The sequence below is a fragment of the Bacillus sp. SA1-12 genome, from assembly GCF_000981385.1.
In the GTDB taxonomy this organism is placed as follows: Bacteria; Bacillota; Bacilli; order Bacillales; family Bacillaceae; genus Metabacillus.
Genome location: NZ_LATZ01000008.1, coordinates 1 through 17,315, shown reverse-complemented (window position 1 = coordinate 17,315; position 17,315 = coordinate 1). Strand labels below are relative to the sequence as shown.

Sequence of the window (17,315 nt, the reverse complement as noted above, 5' to 3'; positions counted from 1 at the left end):
CTTTCCTCCTAAAAATATATGTTAAATAAGAAACAGAGCACTTTCTAATCTCTATTTCTTCTACTAACCTTAAGATATAACTCTTTATTCGCACCAGCTTTCAATCCATTAACATCGATTAACGTTAGCTACTGCATAGGCACGAGAACTAACCTTTCGAGCAATCTCGGCACTTAAACCATTATAAGTTGATGGGTCGAGGAACATTTTTATCTCGGTTGAACTAAGGTGTTCTACAACGCGAGGATCTTTAGAAAGTACGTCAAAAAATGTTATCTTAGATCCATTTTGCCCCACTTGATGTGCCGCATCATGTACCACTTCATGAGCGACTTGGCGACCAATCATATTAGCAAGTTTCATCATAACTGCCTCGGCATTAATGAGACCACCAGTAAGCTCTAAGTTACTTTTCATACGTTCAGGATAAACTTCTAAACCAGTGAGCACTTTATGAATAGCATTAAGTATATCGTTTGCTAAAACCGAGCTCTTCTCTACTGCATCCTTCATCATCGCCGATCGAGTGCCATCAACTTCATGTGACTGAATCATAGCCTCAAGTGCGATAGGGACCAAGGCTCTGATTTGAGCAGATTTGATAACTACCTCACCGCACTTTTAGCGTTTCTTTTTTGTGGCATTGTTGAACTGCCAATGTCTCCTTCAGGTAAGCTTTCGCTGACTTCTCCAAATTCAACGGACATTAAACGTGAGACTTCTTCTGCAATCGAAGTTAATGTGGCTGAAATCATTCCTAGCAGCATCACATACTCTGCAAAGTGGTCAACAATATTTCTTGCAGGTACATTCATCGGAGTTAACCCTAACCTTCGAGCAACGCCTTCTTGTACAGTTGGTCCTATATTGCCCAAGCTGGCAAAAGTACCAGCTGCTCCCCCAGTCATAGAGGTAAAAAGGCGTGGCTTAATCTGCTCAAAACGTTCTAAATGTCGTATCATTACATCCGTCCAAGTAGCAACTTTAAAACCGAGAGTAATAGGTACAGCTTGCTGCCAATGAGTACGTCCTGCCATTAGAGTATCAGCATACTTTTCACATAAAACAGCCAGAGCTTCTATTACGTCGCAAAGCTGATTTGATAAAATACGTGTAGCAGATCGAATGCCAAGAACATCGCCGGTTTGCTCAATATTTTGCGTCGTTGCCCCCCAATGAACATATCCTCCTTCAGGCTCACCGACAACTCGAGACAACTCTGAGACTAGTGTCATCAAAAAATGACCAGTAATAGACTGTTCACTATCCAAGCGTTTTTCATCTATTAATTCAATTTTTGCCGCCATTGCAATTTTGTCGCCAGCTGCTTTGGGAATTAACCCAAGTTCAGCCTGTGTTAATGCCAAGGCTGCTTCTACATCCAAATATCGTTGGAGACGTGAATGAGGAGAGAAAATTTCACGTAAGCTCAACTCCCTTTTTAAATCCTTAAATCTTGGTTGAACTTGCTTATACTCTGTTGTTATTTCAAGGCTCCCAAAGTTATTCCTCAATGTGTTCCCCCCCAATATGTGAAATTATAATTGAACTTTACTGCCCGTCCGGATAGTGTGTTACTTTAGGAAGAAATAATTATTTTAACGCAAACGTTTGCGTAAACTTCAAATCCAAATAATCAACTAAAATAGGATGAATAATATTTTGGGTTGAGTTTAAAAATAGTTTACTTTAATATCCTTTTAATGAAAGTTAATCTGAGATTACTGTTACCTTTTAAAATGATATCTACATCAGTATCTATGGCATTATTAACTTTTTTTCCATTTACTATATCTTTTGCAGTTTTAGCACCTAAATACCCCATATCATAAGGATTTTGAGCTACTGTTCCTGATATCTTTCACTCTTCTACTAACTTAATCAATTCAGTTATTCCATCAGCACCAATAACTGGTATTTTATAACCTTGTTCCTCGAGTATCACTATAACATTAAGTGCATTAATATCAGTTGTTGTATATGCACCTTTAACATCTGGATGATTCTTCAGAATCAATTTCATTGCTTTTTTAACTTGGTCAGGTTCATTTTGTTTTGCTGTTTCTGTTACAACTTTGATGCCTATAGCTTCTAAACTAATTTTAGCTCCTTTTATACGTTCGCCTAAAACTGGATGATTTATTTCACCGAAACTCATAGGAAAAGCCACTTTATCACCAGGCTATAACTCCGAACCTAACATTCCTCCTTTTATACCTAATTCATAATTATTTGTACCTATAAAAATTGTTTTATTATTCCAAGAGTAATCTGTATCTACAAACAGTACAGGAATATTTTTTTCAGCATATTTATCTAATATAGGTAAAGATGCTTCCTCTGGAGCAACAATTAATACATCTGGATTTTCATTGAAAATATTTTCTAACATATATTCCTGTACATCTTTTTTTGATTTATAACTAGGTGCGACTACTTTTCCGTCTAATTCAAAATCTCGAAAGCCCTTTTCTGCACCCGCTTTTATAATATTCCAATACTGTGAGTCTAGGTCTTTTAAAACCACAAAAACTTTAGGTTTTTCCTCTCCACTTATTTTAAATATTAACCACATTGAGATAGTAGAAATAGCAAAAAGTAAAAGAAGACATAGTAATTTTCCCTTCAACTTATTGTCCATTGTAGTCATCTTTTATAAGAATTTAAGATTCTAATTAAGTCTTATTCATTAAAAGAATGTACCGTATCCCTTTCCGCAATAAAATAAGGATAATTCTTGTTTTCTTTTAAAGAAGGATCTATTAATAACTTAACTGCAGATTCCCCCATTTCGTATAAAGGTTGGGCTACTGTTGTCAGTGGTGGAATTGCTTTTTTTGCCGTTGCGGTATTATCAAAACCAATGATTGATATCTGTTCTGGAACTTTTATTCCCTGTTTATATAAACATGATAATGCACCAACAGCCATTTCATCACTTGCACAAAAAACCCCGGTAATGGAAGGATAATTAATTATTAATTCTTCCATTGCTCTAACACCGCTATCAAAATGATAGTTTCCATAGGTTATCATGTGATTAGAAACGTTTATTCCATTGTCATTTAACGCATCCTTAAACCCTTTTTCTCTGTCATCGTTTTTTGTCCCTGCAATCATCCCTATATGGGAATGGCCTTTTTCTACTAAATATTTTACAGCATCATATGAAGCTTGATATTCGTTTATATTTATATATGGAATCTTTGGATATTTTGATTTACCTGCAACAATTACAACTGGAACATCCTTAATTTCAATCTCTTTATATGACTCTTGATCAATCGATCCACTAATCATAATGATTCCGTCCACACGTTTTTCATAAAGAGTTTGTAAATAATCTTTAGTACGATATTTTGTTTTACAAATCATTACACTATAACCCGACTTACGTGCCTGCTCCTCAATCCCATCTAAAATTTCACTTACAAATAAATCCGATACACCAGGAACAAGCACGCCAATTGTTTTTGTTTTCCGATTAATTAAACCTCGTGCTATCTCATTAGGCTGATATCCAAGTTCTTCGATTACTTTTTCTACTTTCCTTTTTGTTTCTTCCGAATAGCCTGGTAAGTTATTTAAAATACGAGAAACTGTCGAGTAAGACACATTTGCTTTTTTTGCCACATCTTTAATAGTTACCGCCATATTTATCCAACCTCATAAATAAACATTTTTTTAAAACTCTATCTACCCTTAAAACTTTTAAAGCTAGTTAATTTAAATATAATATATATTGTTGTTTAAATCCCGTCCAATCATTATTATGACAAAAAAACTAATGTTATCCTTTATTTGCTCCAGCCTTTAAGCCTTCAACCATTTGATTCTGAAATAGGAAGAATAGGATCGTAATAGGTATCGCAACTAAAACAGCACCTGCAGCAAAAGTGGTAAATTCGGTATTTGTACGTCCTGTTACCATCTCAAACAAACCAATAGCTAGCGTTTTGTTTTCTTGGGATCTTAATACTAAGCGAGCAAAGATAAAGTCCATCCATGGCCCGATAAAATTGTTTACTGCAATAAATACTAACATTGGTCTAGAAAGTGGCATCATAATTTTATAAAAGATTTGAATATGATTTGCTCCATCGATTTTTGCAGCTTCTTCAAGACTTCTTGGTAAACCATCAAAGTATCCTTTCACTAACCATGCACCAAATGGTATTGATCCACCAGCATAAACTAAAATTAAGCCCCAATGATTATCTAATAAATTCAACTGTAACAATAAAATATAGATTGCTATCATTCCCATGAATCCAGGGAACATTTGTAATATAAGCATTCCCATAAGTCCTTGCTTTCTACCTGGGAACCGGAAGCGTGAAAATGCGTAAGCAGCAGTTACTACTAAAAATGTAGAGAAAATCATATTCCAAAATGCAATTTTTAACGTATTTTTATACCATAATAAATAGTCAGTTTCTTGAAACAAATACACATAATGTTTAAATGATAATGACTTGGGTATTAGTTTGGTTGAGAACAATGAGTCTCCTGGATTCATAGACCCTGTAACAACCCAAAAAACAGGATATAATACAACAATTGTGGTCATAACTAAAATTAGATAAGTAATTGCACTGCCCATTTTATTTTTTAAACTTGCACTCATCATGACATCATATCCTCCTCTTTAAAGGCTCTTGTCTTTCTAAAGTTCCAAACAGAGAAGAAAGCAATAACGACAAAAATTAAAATAGAGACAACGGAAGCCACAGCAAACTGGCTATTATCCAACGTTAATTTATATATCCAACTTATTAAAATATCTGTTGAACCTGCATAACTATAATTAATATTGGTCGGTCCACCCTCTGTCATTAGGTAAATAATATTAAAGTTATTAAAGTTTCCTGCAAAAGACATGATTGCAAGTGGCGCTGTAGCAAACATGATTAATGGAAATGTTATTTTACGGAACTTCTGTAATGAAGAAGCACCATCTACATCAGCTGCTTCGTACATTTCCTTGTCAATACTCGTTAATACTCCACTCATTAATACCATCCAAAATGGAAAGCCAAACCACATATTCACAATTACTAATGTAATTTTAGCCATAAATGGGTCAGATAACCATGGAATTGTATTTAATCCTAGGTCTGTTAAATACCTATTTATCGGGCCGAATTGTCCATTAAAGATATTTCTCATGATTAAAATCGAAACAAACTGAGGTATTGCCCAAGGTAAAATAAATACACTTCTCCAAAACTTCTTGAATTTTATACCCTTTTGATTAATTAATACCGCGAAAATCAGTCCTAAAAAAAACGTTGTAATTGTAGATAAAATAGCCCATATAACTGTCCATGAGAACACTCCATAAAAGGTAGCGCTCCATGCTTTCATTTGAAAGAGCTGTAAAAATGTATCAAATCCTACCCAATCTACTAAATGCTTAGGTGGTAGGTGATTTGGTGCAGAATAGTTAGTAAAAGCTATTAAAATACCAAATAGTAGTGGAAATATCGTTAAGAAAGATGTAAACATCACAGATGGTGTTAGTAAAATATACGGAAAGCCGTTTTCCCAAATATTCACAAACATTTGTTTAGCACTATTTGGTTTAATTCCTTTTTCTTTCTTATTTGCAACTTTATATGCATCACGTATATTCAAGTAATAAAACCAGAGAAATAGAAGGAATGAAATCAAGAATAGTATTCCCTCAACCATCAAAAATATAGAATGGTCACCTTGAACAATTGTAAATCCGTCTCTTTTCTGTGGCGTATCACCTAATGTTGTTAATCCCCACATTGCCCATTGAAATGGTACCGTCCAAAAGATTAATAGATATAATTCTAGTAATAAAAAACTTACCCCTTTAAAATATTGGCGGTTATATAATTGACCTATTCCCATAAAAATAAACGATAAAAGAGCAGCTATTCTTGGGTTAGTTAAAGAAGTATTGGATGAAGAAGTAGGTGGTTTATATCCTTTTTTTGGAGAACCGTAACCTTTATCAACTTTTTCATTCTTAACCTTGATAGCAAGTCCCATTTAAACACCTCCATTTTTATTAAGGATGACACTAAGAGTCAGCCACTCATTTATAGTCATTTGAACAATAGCTACACTTGTGTCATCCATACATCCCTAACTATTTCGTTTGAGAATTAATTGCCTCCTCAACTAGTTGAACACCCTTATCAAATGCTTCTTGAGGTTCTGCATCATTGTTCCAAATTGCTGTAAATGCTGCATTAATACCATCCCATACAGATCCCATTTCTGTAATATTAGGCATTGGAATTGCATATTTAACTTGTTCCATGAAACCAACTTTTAATTGATCAGATTTAAATTTTTCATTTTCAAGCAGTGCTTTAGTTACAGGAAGATCACCAGTTTGTTCAAAATGTATTAATAACATTTCATCACTTGTAGCAAACTTCGCAAACAATGCAGCTGCTTGTGGATATTTACTATAAGAATTTACATAAAGAGCTTTAACCCCTAAGAATGTTGTAGGTACTTCACCATTATCAAGCTTTGGCATTGGCATAATACCTAAATTGATACCTGCATCAAGGCGACCTTGTACACCCCAAGGACCCTCAATGGTATACAATTGTTTACCTTCATTAAAATAAGAGCTAATGACATCGGCAGTAAGATCCTCTTTTTTAAGTGGAACAATTTCATCACGAATTTTTTCTAATAATGCAGCAGCTTTCAAAGAAGGTTCCTTGTTAAGCCCAATGTCATTAGGATTTGTATTATTATCTCCAAAAATATATCCTCCATAGCCACCAATTAGAGAGTAAAGAGCATATAAATTGCCAGGTTCAAGCATAAAACCATAAGTTCCAGGGTTTTGATTCATAAATTCCCTAGATTGTTCAATTAACTCGTCCCATGTTTCCGCCGGTTTAAATCCCATTTTATCCAATAAATCTTTATTGTAAGCCATTGCAAGTGTTTCAGTTGCAAGAGGATACCCGTACAACTTAATTTCATTTTCTTCTTTATAAGATACTGCCTCAGCTACTCCATCTACTAATCGTTCTTTATATTCATCGACAAAGGGATTTTCATATATTAGACCCGATGAAAGCATTTCCCCCAGGCGATCATGTGGACCAATAAATACATCACCACCTAAACCTGCTGGCCCATCTGTTTGTAACTTCCCTACTGCATCTCCGTGTCCTACTTCCTCAAATTTAACGGGAACATCATATTTTGCGGTAAATTGTTCAGCTACTGATTTCATCCATTCACCTTCGGCATTTCCGTTACCCCATACTACAAGTTCAGCACCCTCTTCTGGTTCAATTTCTTCTGTAATAACCTCTTTACCTTCACTACCAGATTCTTTACCTTTACTAGTTGATTGAGTTTGTCCTGGCTTATTGCATGCTGCTAATACGAAAGTTAACAATGCAACTATAGAAAGATTAATAAGCTTTTTTAACATATTTCCCACCCTTTAGTATTTTTTGAATTTATGTCAATGTTTATTTAAGTACTCTTGCGATTACCCAAATAAACAATTGAGCCTTACTTACTGTTTAATAAAATCGTTGAATTCTAAGGAGGTATAGCATACGCTTTGTGTTTTCTTTTCAAAAACAATATTTTATTTTCTCTTAGCAAACGTTTGCGTTCTCTTCAAAAATAGATTTTGATCTCACCTTAGCAAACATTTGCGTTCTCTCCAAAAAAAAGATTTTGATCTCACCTTAGCAAACGTTTGCGTTCTCTCCAAAAAAAAGATTTTGATCTCACCTTAGCAAACATTTGCGTTCTCTCCAAAAAAAGATTTTGATCTCACCTTAGCAAACGTTTGCGTTCTCTTCAAAAAAAGATTTTGATCTCACCTTAGCAAACGTTTGCGTTCTCTTCAAAAAAAGATTTTGATCTCACCTTAGCAAACGTTTGCGTTCTCTTCAAATTTTTGAAAATACTACCGTATATATACACCTTTTTCGATATTATACATAAATGTCTTCTAAATAAAATTGACATCTTATATATTTATTATAAATTTACAAAACTTTAAGATTACTAGTGTTATTAAAACTATTTTCAGGAAAGCGCTCACAACTGATATATACATCGTATACTTTTCTATTTTATTTGTCAATTATCTTTTCAAGCATTTCTATATTTTTAAGCCATATATCAATACACCCTATTATTCGTCGAAACATTAAATCATTAGTTTTAATACTTTTTCCACAAATGGCCCGTTTGCTGAAGAAAGAGATAAGTTATCTTAGGTTCCATCCCTCTATACGTGTTAATAACACTTATCTTTCGTTCATTCTCTAATAAAAAAACGTCTCAACACCATATTATCAGAGATTTAAGACGTTTTTAAGCTAAAAAACTTTATTCAATAATCTGGCCCAAAAGTAAAAGAGCACTATCCCTTTTATTCAAGGATTGCGCCCTTTTCATTAAAGACTTTATTTCAAGATAATAATTAATAATGTTCTTGCTACCCATTAATAAGAATAAAGATTTAATTACTAGTGGTAATCCCCTGAAAAATACTTAGAGAGGTTTGAAATCCTCATCTTTTTCGTACCCTCTTAGGAATGGGTCTTCAACATTGTCTTTAAACCTTTTTTCACTTGCTCCATAAATTTTGAAATTCCTTTGTGCTTGTCTCAGAAATACTTCATTAGCTCCGCCTTCAAAGTCGGGGTCTTCATTCTGTACGGAATCATCTTCCCAATAGCAAACTTTACATATTTCATAACTATCTTAGCAAGAGTCTTATAACCACAACAAGGACAAGTGTACTTCTTCATTTAATATTCGCTCCAAATTAATAATCTTATGACCTCTTACTCCAAAAGCCACTTAATCCATTTTAAAGATAAGCTCCCAATAGGTGACTTTATATGGTATCCATTTTACATTGACAGTAAAAAAGCAGTAAAGGCATGATTGAGAAGAGTAATACATCCTTATTGCCTAGACGAAATAAATCTGGGCTTTCTAAAAGAGTATTTTCTTCAAATTTTGCTTGATAAATGAAAGCATGAAGGGTCCAATCTAGTAGATTACTCGACTTGAACAAGATAATTTCCCCGCGTCACCTTGCTGAATCGATTAAAAACTATATTTAAAAGGATATATAGGAAGAATGACATTAACTATCGTTCCTTTACCCACTTCACTTTCTATACATATTTCTCCTCCATACGCTTCAATAATTTTGTAACAAATCATTAATCCTAGGCCGATTCCTTCTTCTTTAATACTATAAAAAGGTTCCCCAAGATATGGCATACGTTCTTTTGGGATCCCGCACCCTTGATCTATTATGCTAATGCATACATGGCGATCATCAGATTTTTTGACTTGAATTAAAACTTCTCCTCCCAGCGGCATCGATTCAATGGCATTTTTCAAAATATTGATAAATACTTGTTTTAATTGGTTCCGTTCAAATAGGATTAAAGGGATGCCCAATTCAAACTCAGTTCTAATTTGAACGTTGTTAATCATTTGAGATTGGAATAAGTGTGTAACCTGTTTAATTAACATATACATATCATTAGGTTGAACCTTTACTGCCTGTGGCTTGGCTGCCGCCATAAATTCATTTGTAATGCCTTCTATTCGATCAATTTCTGTTAACACCACATCTATATACTGCTGGTTGTTCTCATTTTCGGTTGATTTAAGTAATTGAATAAAACCTTTCATTGCGGTTAGAGGATTGTTAACTTCATGGGCGATAGCAGTAGCTAAATGTCCTACAACAGCAAGCTTCTCCGATTTTCGTAATAATTCTTCTGTTTTTAACCGTTCCGTGATATCTCGAGAGATAGCTAGGAAAACCTCCTTCCCGCTTAAGTTAAAAACTTGGAGACTAAGCTCAACATTCATTTTTTTTCCTGTTCTAAAAACTGATTCGTTTTGTATAGTGAAAGAGCGTTTTCCTTCTCCAATTCCCCCCATGATTTTCCGGTATATTGTTGAATCTTGAGAAACAATATCGGTAAAAGGTACCGAGAGAAGTTCTTCCCTGCTGTACCCCAATCTTTCACATCCAACTGGGTTTACTTCAATGTATCGAGATGGAGTTCCATCTTCATTCATTTCTACCAAGAATACCGCATCAGGTATTTGTTCAAAAAGAACACGGTATTTCATTTCGCTTTCTTTCAATGCTTCTTCCATTCGTTTTTGTTCCGTAATATCCCTTAAGATGGATACAAAAGCTGTCACATTGCCCTTCGCATTTACAATTGGGGAGACGAAGCTACTTACATCAATGAAACTTCCATCTTTTCGTTGCCTAATCGTTTCAAACGACATTACATGCCTGTTACTCAATATTTTTTGAAGGGTTTCAGTATACTTTTCAACTAAAAAGTTTGGGATAATAGGTTTTTTTCTTCCTATTATTTCTTGTTCCGTCCAACCAAATACTTCTTCAAACGCTTTATTCACTTTTATGACGTTATGTTTTAAGTCAGAAATAATAATAGAATCTACTGTATTTTTAAGAAATAAGTCTAATTGTTGTTTGGTCGATTGCAGATCTTCTTCCATTTGCTTATTTTTGGTAATATCTTTTACAATTCCATGAACTCCTACAATGTCATTGTCTATGATAATTGGGAAATTTTTTACTTTTAAATCTACTCGGTATCCATTTTTGTGCTTAATCGCCACCTCATATTCTTGCGGCTTTCCATTCATTATTTTTTCTAATTTTTTCAATTTTTCTTCTAGATATTCTGGGAGAACTAGTGATTCAAGTGCTATCTTTCGAAGTTCCTCAACCCTATATCCAACTATTCTTTCCAAAGCCGGATTCGCATCTAATAAATTCCCCTGTAAATCACAAGAATACATACCATCAGGATTGTGATCAAAAAGAGATTTATAAGAATCGGGTATTTTAATCGATTTTTTCTCTACAACTTGTTTCTTGTCATTATGATTATGGATTATAGCCCTCCTGGTTAATCCATGTTTACTTGTTAAAAATGGAAGCCTTCCATCTTTAACAGTAGGGGAGGAAGATATTGAGGCAATGGATATGTCCCTAAAACTAGATATAGATGGAGGAATAACATGAACAACGGCACCAATAGGCATTCCTCCGTAGATATAAGGGATTAGCTCAAAACACCAAATTCCTTTTGGATGTTCAAATTCCCAATATGTCTTTGACGTTAATGATAACGATAGAGAAGGTGTGCCCACCAAGGAATGGTTCGAATCAATCAACCCTTGTTCATATAATAAAGGCGATGCTTTCATCACCTTCCCTCCTCGATCTAATACGGCTAAATAGGTCTTTGACTGCCAAGAAATACTTTTGCTTTGGTAATATTCTAGCAGCTTATACCGTTCCCACTTTATCTGCTTGCGCAGCATCCCATTTACTTCTTGTCCCGATGAAGTGACTACTGATAAAACATGAGGATGGTTGACGATCCATAGCCCTGCCATGTTAATGACTCCCAAAATTTTTTGGGATGCCGGATCACAGATAGGATAAGCTGTACATGTCCACTTTTGTAACTCTTGACAAAAGTGTTCTCCAGCAAACACTTGAATCGGAGAACCGGTGACAATTGCTGTTCCAATGGCATTCGTACCTGCGTTATGTTCTGCCCAAGATGAGCCGTGGACAAAATTCATATCCTCAGCCTTGAGCATTAAAGACAAATCTCCGTCTAAATAAACAACATCACCAGAAGAATTACAAAACGCTGTCAAATAGCCGGAATCCATATACATATCTTTTAATTTCGTTAGTACTGGTTTTATCGTACGAAAAAGAGGATTACTTGACACATATTCCTTAACTTCTTCTTCACTGAGGTTAATGGAAGTCTTACTTTGAAGTGGACTAATTCCTTGCTCCAAGCTACGCTGCCATGATTCATACATTATAGGGCGGATTATCGGAGTTGAATTATAATCAGAAATAAACTTTTCCCATTCATGTTCAAGCTTTAGCTTTTCTACTTTCGGGCAAGAATACTGGTCCAGAGCTATTAGGTTATTCAATAGCTATCCCTCCAAAGATATAATTGTAGTTGCAGATTCTTTTTACATCGAAATTTCTCGAAATGGAATATTCTGCATATTCTGTATATTTAAAATACAAATAAAAATCCTTTGGTTATTTTGGGAGGACTGAGTCCAATTTCAGAATGTTAAAATTTATAAATAATATTTCCTATACTATACGAATGAGTTAACTTTTTTTACGTGGGTTTACGCTAAAATGTTGGCGGGCCCTCAAGAACAGCCAGATAATGAAAACAACTTTGAACTTATTATTTTTATTTATAGACTTCATCCTTAGGATATTAGGACTAATTTAACTTCTAATTCGCATTGCTAAATATTAGTAAGGGAGTCTTATTGGTAAAAATAATAACAAATTTTATGTATTGTGAATAGTTCCAATATTCAGTTTTTATTATGTTCTATAAGATCTTCATCTATTTTTCTACTTTAATCTTGTGCTTTCAACTACCTTTCGAACATTTGATGAAAAAAATCTCCATAAAAGGGGATAATATTCTTCAGAACACCATTAAGGACAAAATTGACCCATTTTATATTTCACCACGCTAAGGAGAATATGACTTTTTAGATAATTAATTAAACCTTTTATGAATAGTACAAAACCTCTAAAAAGTTCATCCTATTTTTAGATTCATTCACACACAAATCGATATTATAATTAGAATGAATTCTGGAAAAGGAGAAAATAATGATAGAAGAAACTTTAAAACAAATACTTAATGAAATAAAAGAAATGCGTACAGATATAAATGAGCTAAAACAGAGACAAAAAAGACTAGAAGAGGGCCAAGAAAGACTGCAAAAAAACCTAATTGATAGTTTAGGTGTTTAAACAGAAAAAATCGTTGACCATGTTGACGATAAAACTGAAGTTTTAAATAAGAGAGTTTTCAAAGTAGAATCAGAAATAGAAAGATTAAGCAGACAGTAGTTAATTTAAACCTTACTGTCTTTTTTGTTTCCTTTATAGCCTTCATTATGGTAAATATTCTTCGTACCTTTCCATTTACCTTCCAATTTAATCTGCGTTTTATCCAATTAAATGACCCTATACAAAAAGACGCGTTGCTCAATAAACGGGCCCTATAATTGAAGATCAAAGAACTGTTCTTCTGAAATTACTTGTAATCCATTTCTTTTAAGTAAAGCAGTTGTAACTCCGTTTCCAACAATTTTTTTTCCTTTAAATTCACCATTATAAATCATTGAACTACCACAGGATGGACTATATTCTTTAAGAACAACTATTGTTGCTCCAAGCTCTATAGCCGTTTTTAATGTTGTATAAGCTCCTTTTATATATTGTTCCGTAACGTCCCTACCTGTTTTTTCAACAACTTTAGCTTTCCCATCCAATACATCTTCCCCGTTACCACCGATAATTTCAGCAGGTTCTCTAGGGGTCGAAAAACCCCCTAGCAATTCCGGGCATATAGGTATAACTTTATTCTCTTGTAATAGTTGACTGATCTTATGATCTAAACAATGTGTACTGTTATATCTTACCTTTAATCCTGCTAAACAAGAACTTACTAGTATCATTAGTATCACCTCACTTAAATTGCACCTTATGTTGGCCCCTTAATATCACTTCTTATTCATTATTTTACCCTTTAAAAGTAAAAGAGCACTATCCCTTTTATTCAAGGATTGCACCCTATTATGGAATAACTAAAATATGCTCTATATCATAAAATCATTTATTTCCCTCTTTCACTAATGGTTGCAATAGGTAAGCATTTGAAGTAATCTCCAGCTTTTCCCCTGCGCCACACGGAACGTGATAGTTTCCTATCATTCCGCGTTCCATTTAACATTACTTACTAGATTATAAGTTCCATGTTACTTCAAGATTTGGATTACTTGATGGTTTCCAAACCGCATTTTTCACGGTACTTGTTTAGTTTATTTATAACCGATTTGTCATTCGCAAAATCCATTAAACGTGATTTAATTGCTTGTTTGTCTGTTTGATGAATCGCCATATGTATATCTCTATGGATAATTCTAAGGTTATTGAAAGAGTCGTCTCCGCCAAGATGGAGAGGGATGTAATGATGACAATGTACGTCACTTGCTTGGAGAAAGATACCTGTGATTTCACATTGTCCCATCTTCATACTGTATCGACTAATTCGATTATCCATGTATTCAACACTTCGTGTTGGAATGGTTGACTTCATTAAAAGTGAAATTTGAAACTGTATGTCTACTCGTAGTTGTTTATGTATATGTTCTCTGCCTTCAATTGTAAATGGTGACATGTACTGGCTAAAGTTCATTGCATTTTTAGTTTTTACATCAGCAATTGGAAAGAGGTATACATTCGCTACTTTAAACGTTCTATAACCCGATTTATAAAAGTTTTTATAAGCTGGTGGTGGGTTTAGAGGGTGTTCATATTTCCCAACAGACTTTAGACAGTTATAGATAAACGTGCGTACATCGTAAGCAAGACGTGAGAACTCAATGTTGACGTGTGTTGCTCGACTGAAATAGTTATGGATTCCTAAAACAAAGCTATTAAAAAGAAGTGCATTTTGAGCAGTTGGAGATGTTTTGATTTTTTGTACATATCTCTTGATATCAGCTTTAATTTTTCGGCTTTTACTTGTTTTAATGCCAGTATGTGCTACTGGCTTCTTTCCTTTAATGTTTGCACGGATGGTGAAACCAAGAAACTCAGATTCCCTTTTTCTCAGATTAATTATCTGTGATTTCTCTGGGGAGATGTCTAGTTTCAGACGTTCTTTAAGATATGACCTTACGGCATGATACCACTTTTGCGCTGTTTTCCAATCTCGACAGAGAATCTTAAAGTCGTCCGCGTAGCGGACGAGGTACCCTTCTTTGAGATTGGTTCGCTTTTTCACGTACCTTTCCCCTTCACGCGTTTTGTATGGTTTATTGAGGGGAAAGAATTCCCATTGATTCACCTACCCATTGGTCTAAATCATTGAGTACGATGTTTGAAAGTAATGGAGATAACAGTCCGCCTTGTGGTGCACCCTTTGAAGGTCTACCTTCCCCATCGATTTCCGCCTTTAACATTTTGGAAATACAGGCTAAGACCCTACGGTCTTTGACACCTATATTCCATAATTGCTTAATTAGTAGTGAGTGGTTGATATTATCAAAGAATCCTTTAATATCCATATCCACTACGTAATGAAGAGAGGCTTGATTTATCAGAAATTGTACTCTTGCCATCGCATGATGAGTTGACCGAAGAGGTCTAAATCCATAACTATGTTTGTAAAATCTAGCTTCCATTATTGGTTCAAGCACTTGTCTGAAGCATTGTTGTATTAGCCTATCCATGATACAAGGAATACCTAGCGGTCTCCATTTTCCATTCTCTTTTTCAATTAGCTTTCGTCTTACCTTTTTAGGTCGGTAGTTTCTCAACCTAGTTTGGATTTCCTTAACTATTTGGTCCTCTGAAAGTTTCTTCACATCGTCGATGGTTTTCTTGTCGGTTCCTGGAGTCTTTGAACCTTTGTTTGATTTAAGGGTTCGATATGCCAACAAGATGTTTTTTCGAGAAGTAATAATATCGTATAAATGATGGAATGATTCCTGTTTAGACGATTTAGTATATAAGTCTGAAAAAGTCTCTGTCATGTCGTAGTAATCCCAATACCTTATCGCTTGCACTGTGGCATCCTCCTCTTTGAGGTGATGTTCCCACATTCTTACCCGATCGGTGCAACTCACTTTTGAAAAATAATCGTTGTGTATTGTTAGACTTGGGGCTGTTCCTCATATCTCATTACAAGATGTTCATCAGTCATGCCCCTACCCTCACAAGAATAAATACTTTTCGGCTTGCGCCTTATAGCAACCGTTGTGGTGACAGCCATTAATTCAACGTTTCTTGCTTTCCAAGTTCCTTACAATATAGCTATCTATTCTAAACATAGGTGCTTCCTCTAAGCCTGTGAGCTGGATATCGCCGTAGTCCGATATAGTGTATTTCATAGGGTAGATTTTTACTCCACACCACTCACCTCATCGCTAGATGAGCCATAAGTTTCCTTATGTTCTAACTTTAGACCCGTACCTTCGGAAGTTCGTCAGTTCTTTTCTATTAGATATTCTCACCATATCTAGTTTTTCAGCCACGCGGCATATCCGTAGAATACCTACTTGAGAGAAGGAGGGTTAGCATTGTTCTGCCGAATCTACCTGGCTTCACACCCCATAGTTCTGTCTACTATGACGCATGCAGGAGTATTGGTGAGATAGTTTCAGTATAAATGTCAACCTAAGTATGTACACTTTTGATCGTTTAAGTATGTACAAATTCTACTCATTTTCTTTCGCAAGATGATCTTTGATTCGGTAAGATTCTCCAACAATACTTACTACTGTTGCGTGATGTAAAACCCGGTCTAAAATCGCATTGGCCAGTTTAGAATCTTGAAAGACTTCATCCCATGACTTGAAATTGATATTAGTTGTTAGAATTGTACTTCTCTTTTCATACCTTAGATCAATGAGTTGAAAGAACAATTTCGCATCTTCTGGATCAATAGGTAAATAGCCAATTTCATCAATAATAAGCAGTTTATATTTGGTATAATGCTTTAATCTTGCTTCTAAACGATTTTCAATTTTAGCTCTCTTTAACTGCTGGAGTAAATCATGGCACTTAATAAAATAAGTGCTGGTTCTCTTTTTAGCAGCTGCTATGCCGATAGCAGTGGCTAAATGAGTTTTCCCCACACCACTAGGGCCTAAAAATATAATATTTTCCTTTCTCTCAATAAATCGTAAAGTGATAAAATCAAGAATTTGTTGTTTATTAATCGACGGCTGAAATTCAAAGTCAAATTGGTTTAGTTCTTTTAAGTGGGGAAATGCCCCCACTTTTACCATTGAATGAATCATATTTTTCTCTCGAACATCAATTTCATAATTTGTGAGTTTTACAAGTGTTTCTACAAAAGATACTTGATTTCCAACACTAAAATCGATGGTTTCACTTAGATGCTGGATCATTTGCTTTAACTTTAAATATTCTAAATTTCGTACTAACTGTTGATAGGTGTTATTCATTTTTATACACATCTCCAATTGTCTCTAAATTTTTCTTTGCCAGATGATCAATATCAGGATAGTATGGAAGAGCTCTGCTGAGCTCAGCTTTGTAGTGCTCATCCTTGTAATTGATTTTTAATTGACTAATTTGGTGTTGGACAATTAACTCCGTGTTATAATAAATGAATAGTTGATCATCATATGCTTGTAAGCCAACAGTCTTCCCTTGA

11 protein-coding genes and 4 pseudogenes are annotated in these 17,315 nt (G+C 34.6%); 1 reads left to right on the top strand and 14 read right to left on the bottom strand.

Going from position 1 to position 17,315, the window contains the following annotated elements; translation table 11 throughout:
- Nucleotides 1-108 precede the first annotated feature (108 nt).
- From WQ54_RS31800 to WQ54_RS31790, 10 genes and pseudogenes are all read right to left on the bottom strand, one after another.
- Complete coding sequence (locus WQ54_RS31800) at nt 109-555, bottom strand: hypothetical protein (protein ID WP_156177789.1); 447 nt, start codon at nt 553-555, stop codon at nt 109-111.
- A gap of 50 nt (nt 556-605) precedes the next feature.
- A complete protein-coding gene (locus tag WQ54_RS31795) occupies nt 606-1,514 on the bottom strand; it encodes a lyase family protein (protein WP_052737696.1) in 909 nt (302 codons plus the stop codon).
- A 347-nt stretch (nt 1,515-1,861) separates the two neighbouring features.
- Nucleotides 1,862-2,575: pseudogene (locus WQ54_RS35425) on the bottom strand (sugar ABC transporter substrate-binding protein).
- A gap of 107 nt (nt 2,576-2,682) precedes the next feature.
- Nucleotides 2,683-3,654 (bottom strand): LacI family DNA-binding transcriptional regulator, encoded by a 972-nt coding sequence (locus WQ54_RS07280; protein ID WP_046514195.1) that lies wholly within the window; start codon nt 3,652-3,654, stop codon nt 2,683-2,685.
- Nucleotides 3,655-3,790: 136 nt separating this feature from the next.
- On the bottom strand, nt 3,791-4,627 hold the full coding sequence (locus WQ54_RS07275) for a sugar ABC transporter permease (RefSeq protein WP_046514507.1): 837 nt from the start codon (nt 4,625-4,627) through the stop codon (nt 3,791-3,793).
- Nucleotides 4,627-6,024, bottom strand: coding sequence for a carbohydrate ABC transporter permease (locus tag WQ54_RS07270; protein ID WP_084821870.1), 1,398 nt, complete (start codon nt 6,022-6,024; stop codon nt 4,627-4,629). Before WQ54_RS07270 ends, WQ54_RS07275 begins: the two co-directional genes overlap by 1 nt.
- A gap of 100 nt (nt 6,025-6,124) precedes the next feature.
- Nucleotides 6,125-7,444: a maltose ABC transporter substrate-binding protein gene (locus WQ54_RS07265; protein WP_046514193.1), complete on the bottom strand. Its 1,320-nt coding sequence runs from the start codon at nt 7,442-7,444 to the stop codon at nt 6,125-6,127.
- A gap of 1,082 nt (nt 7,445-8,526) precedes the next feature.
- Nucleotides 8,527-8,786: pseudogene (locus tag WQ54_RS32475) on the bottom strand (CPCC family cysteine-rich protein).
- Nucleotides 8,787-8,875: 89 nt separating this feature from the next.
- Nucleotides 8,876-9,058 (bottom strand): hypothetical protein, encoded by a 183-nt coding sequence (locus WQ54_RS35600; RefSeq protein WP_197089560.1) that lies wholly within the window; start codon nt 9,056-9,058, stop codon nt 8,876-8,878.
- Between the two features lie 32 nt (nt 9,059-9,090).
- Nucleotides 9,091-12,015 carry a PAS domain S-box protein gene (locus WQ54_RS31790; protein ID WP_052737695.1) on the bottom strand — a complete coding sequence of 975 codons (2,925 nt, stop codon included), beginning with the start codon at nt 12,013-12,015 and terminating at the stop codon, nt 9,091-9,093.
- A gap of 715 nt (nt 12,016-12,730) precedes the next feature.
- Here WQ54_RS31790 and WQ54_RS34600 point away from each other — a divergent pair.
- A complete protein-coding gene (locus WQ54_RS34600; RefSeq protein ID WP_231597466.1) occupies nt 12,731-12,874 on the top strand; it encodes a hypothetical protein in 144 nt (47 codons plus the stop codon).
- Between the two features lie 251 nt (nt 12,875-13,125).
- On the opposite strand, the gene WQ54_RS07250 is transcribed toward WQ54_RS34600, so the two are convergent.
- The 4 genes and pseudogenes from WQ54_RS07250 to WQ54_RS34230 all read right to left on the bottom strand — a co-directional run.
- Complete coding sequence (locus WQ54_RS07250) at nt 13,126-13,584, bottom strand: DUF523 domain-containing protein (RefSeq protein ID WP_046514190.1); 459 nt, start codon at nt 13,582-13,584, stop codon at nt 13,126-13,128.
- 317 nt (nt 13,585-13,901) lie between these two features.
- Nucleotides 13,902-15,699: pseudogene (gene ltrA / locus WQ54_RS07245) on the bottom strand (group II intron reverse transcriptase/maturase).
- Between the two features lie 651 nt (nt 15,700-16,350).
- Complete coding sequence (istB, locus tag WQ54_RS07240; protein WP_046514187.1) at nt 16,351-17,103, bottom strand: IS21-like element helper ATPase IstB; 753 nt, start codon at nt 17,101-17,103, stop codon at nt 16,351-16,353.
- Nucleotides 17,096-17,315: pseudogene (locus WQ54_RS34230) on the bottom strand (IS21 family transposase); the annotation flags it as partial. The pseudogene WQ54_RS34230 and the gene istB, both read right to left, overlap by 8 nt.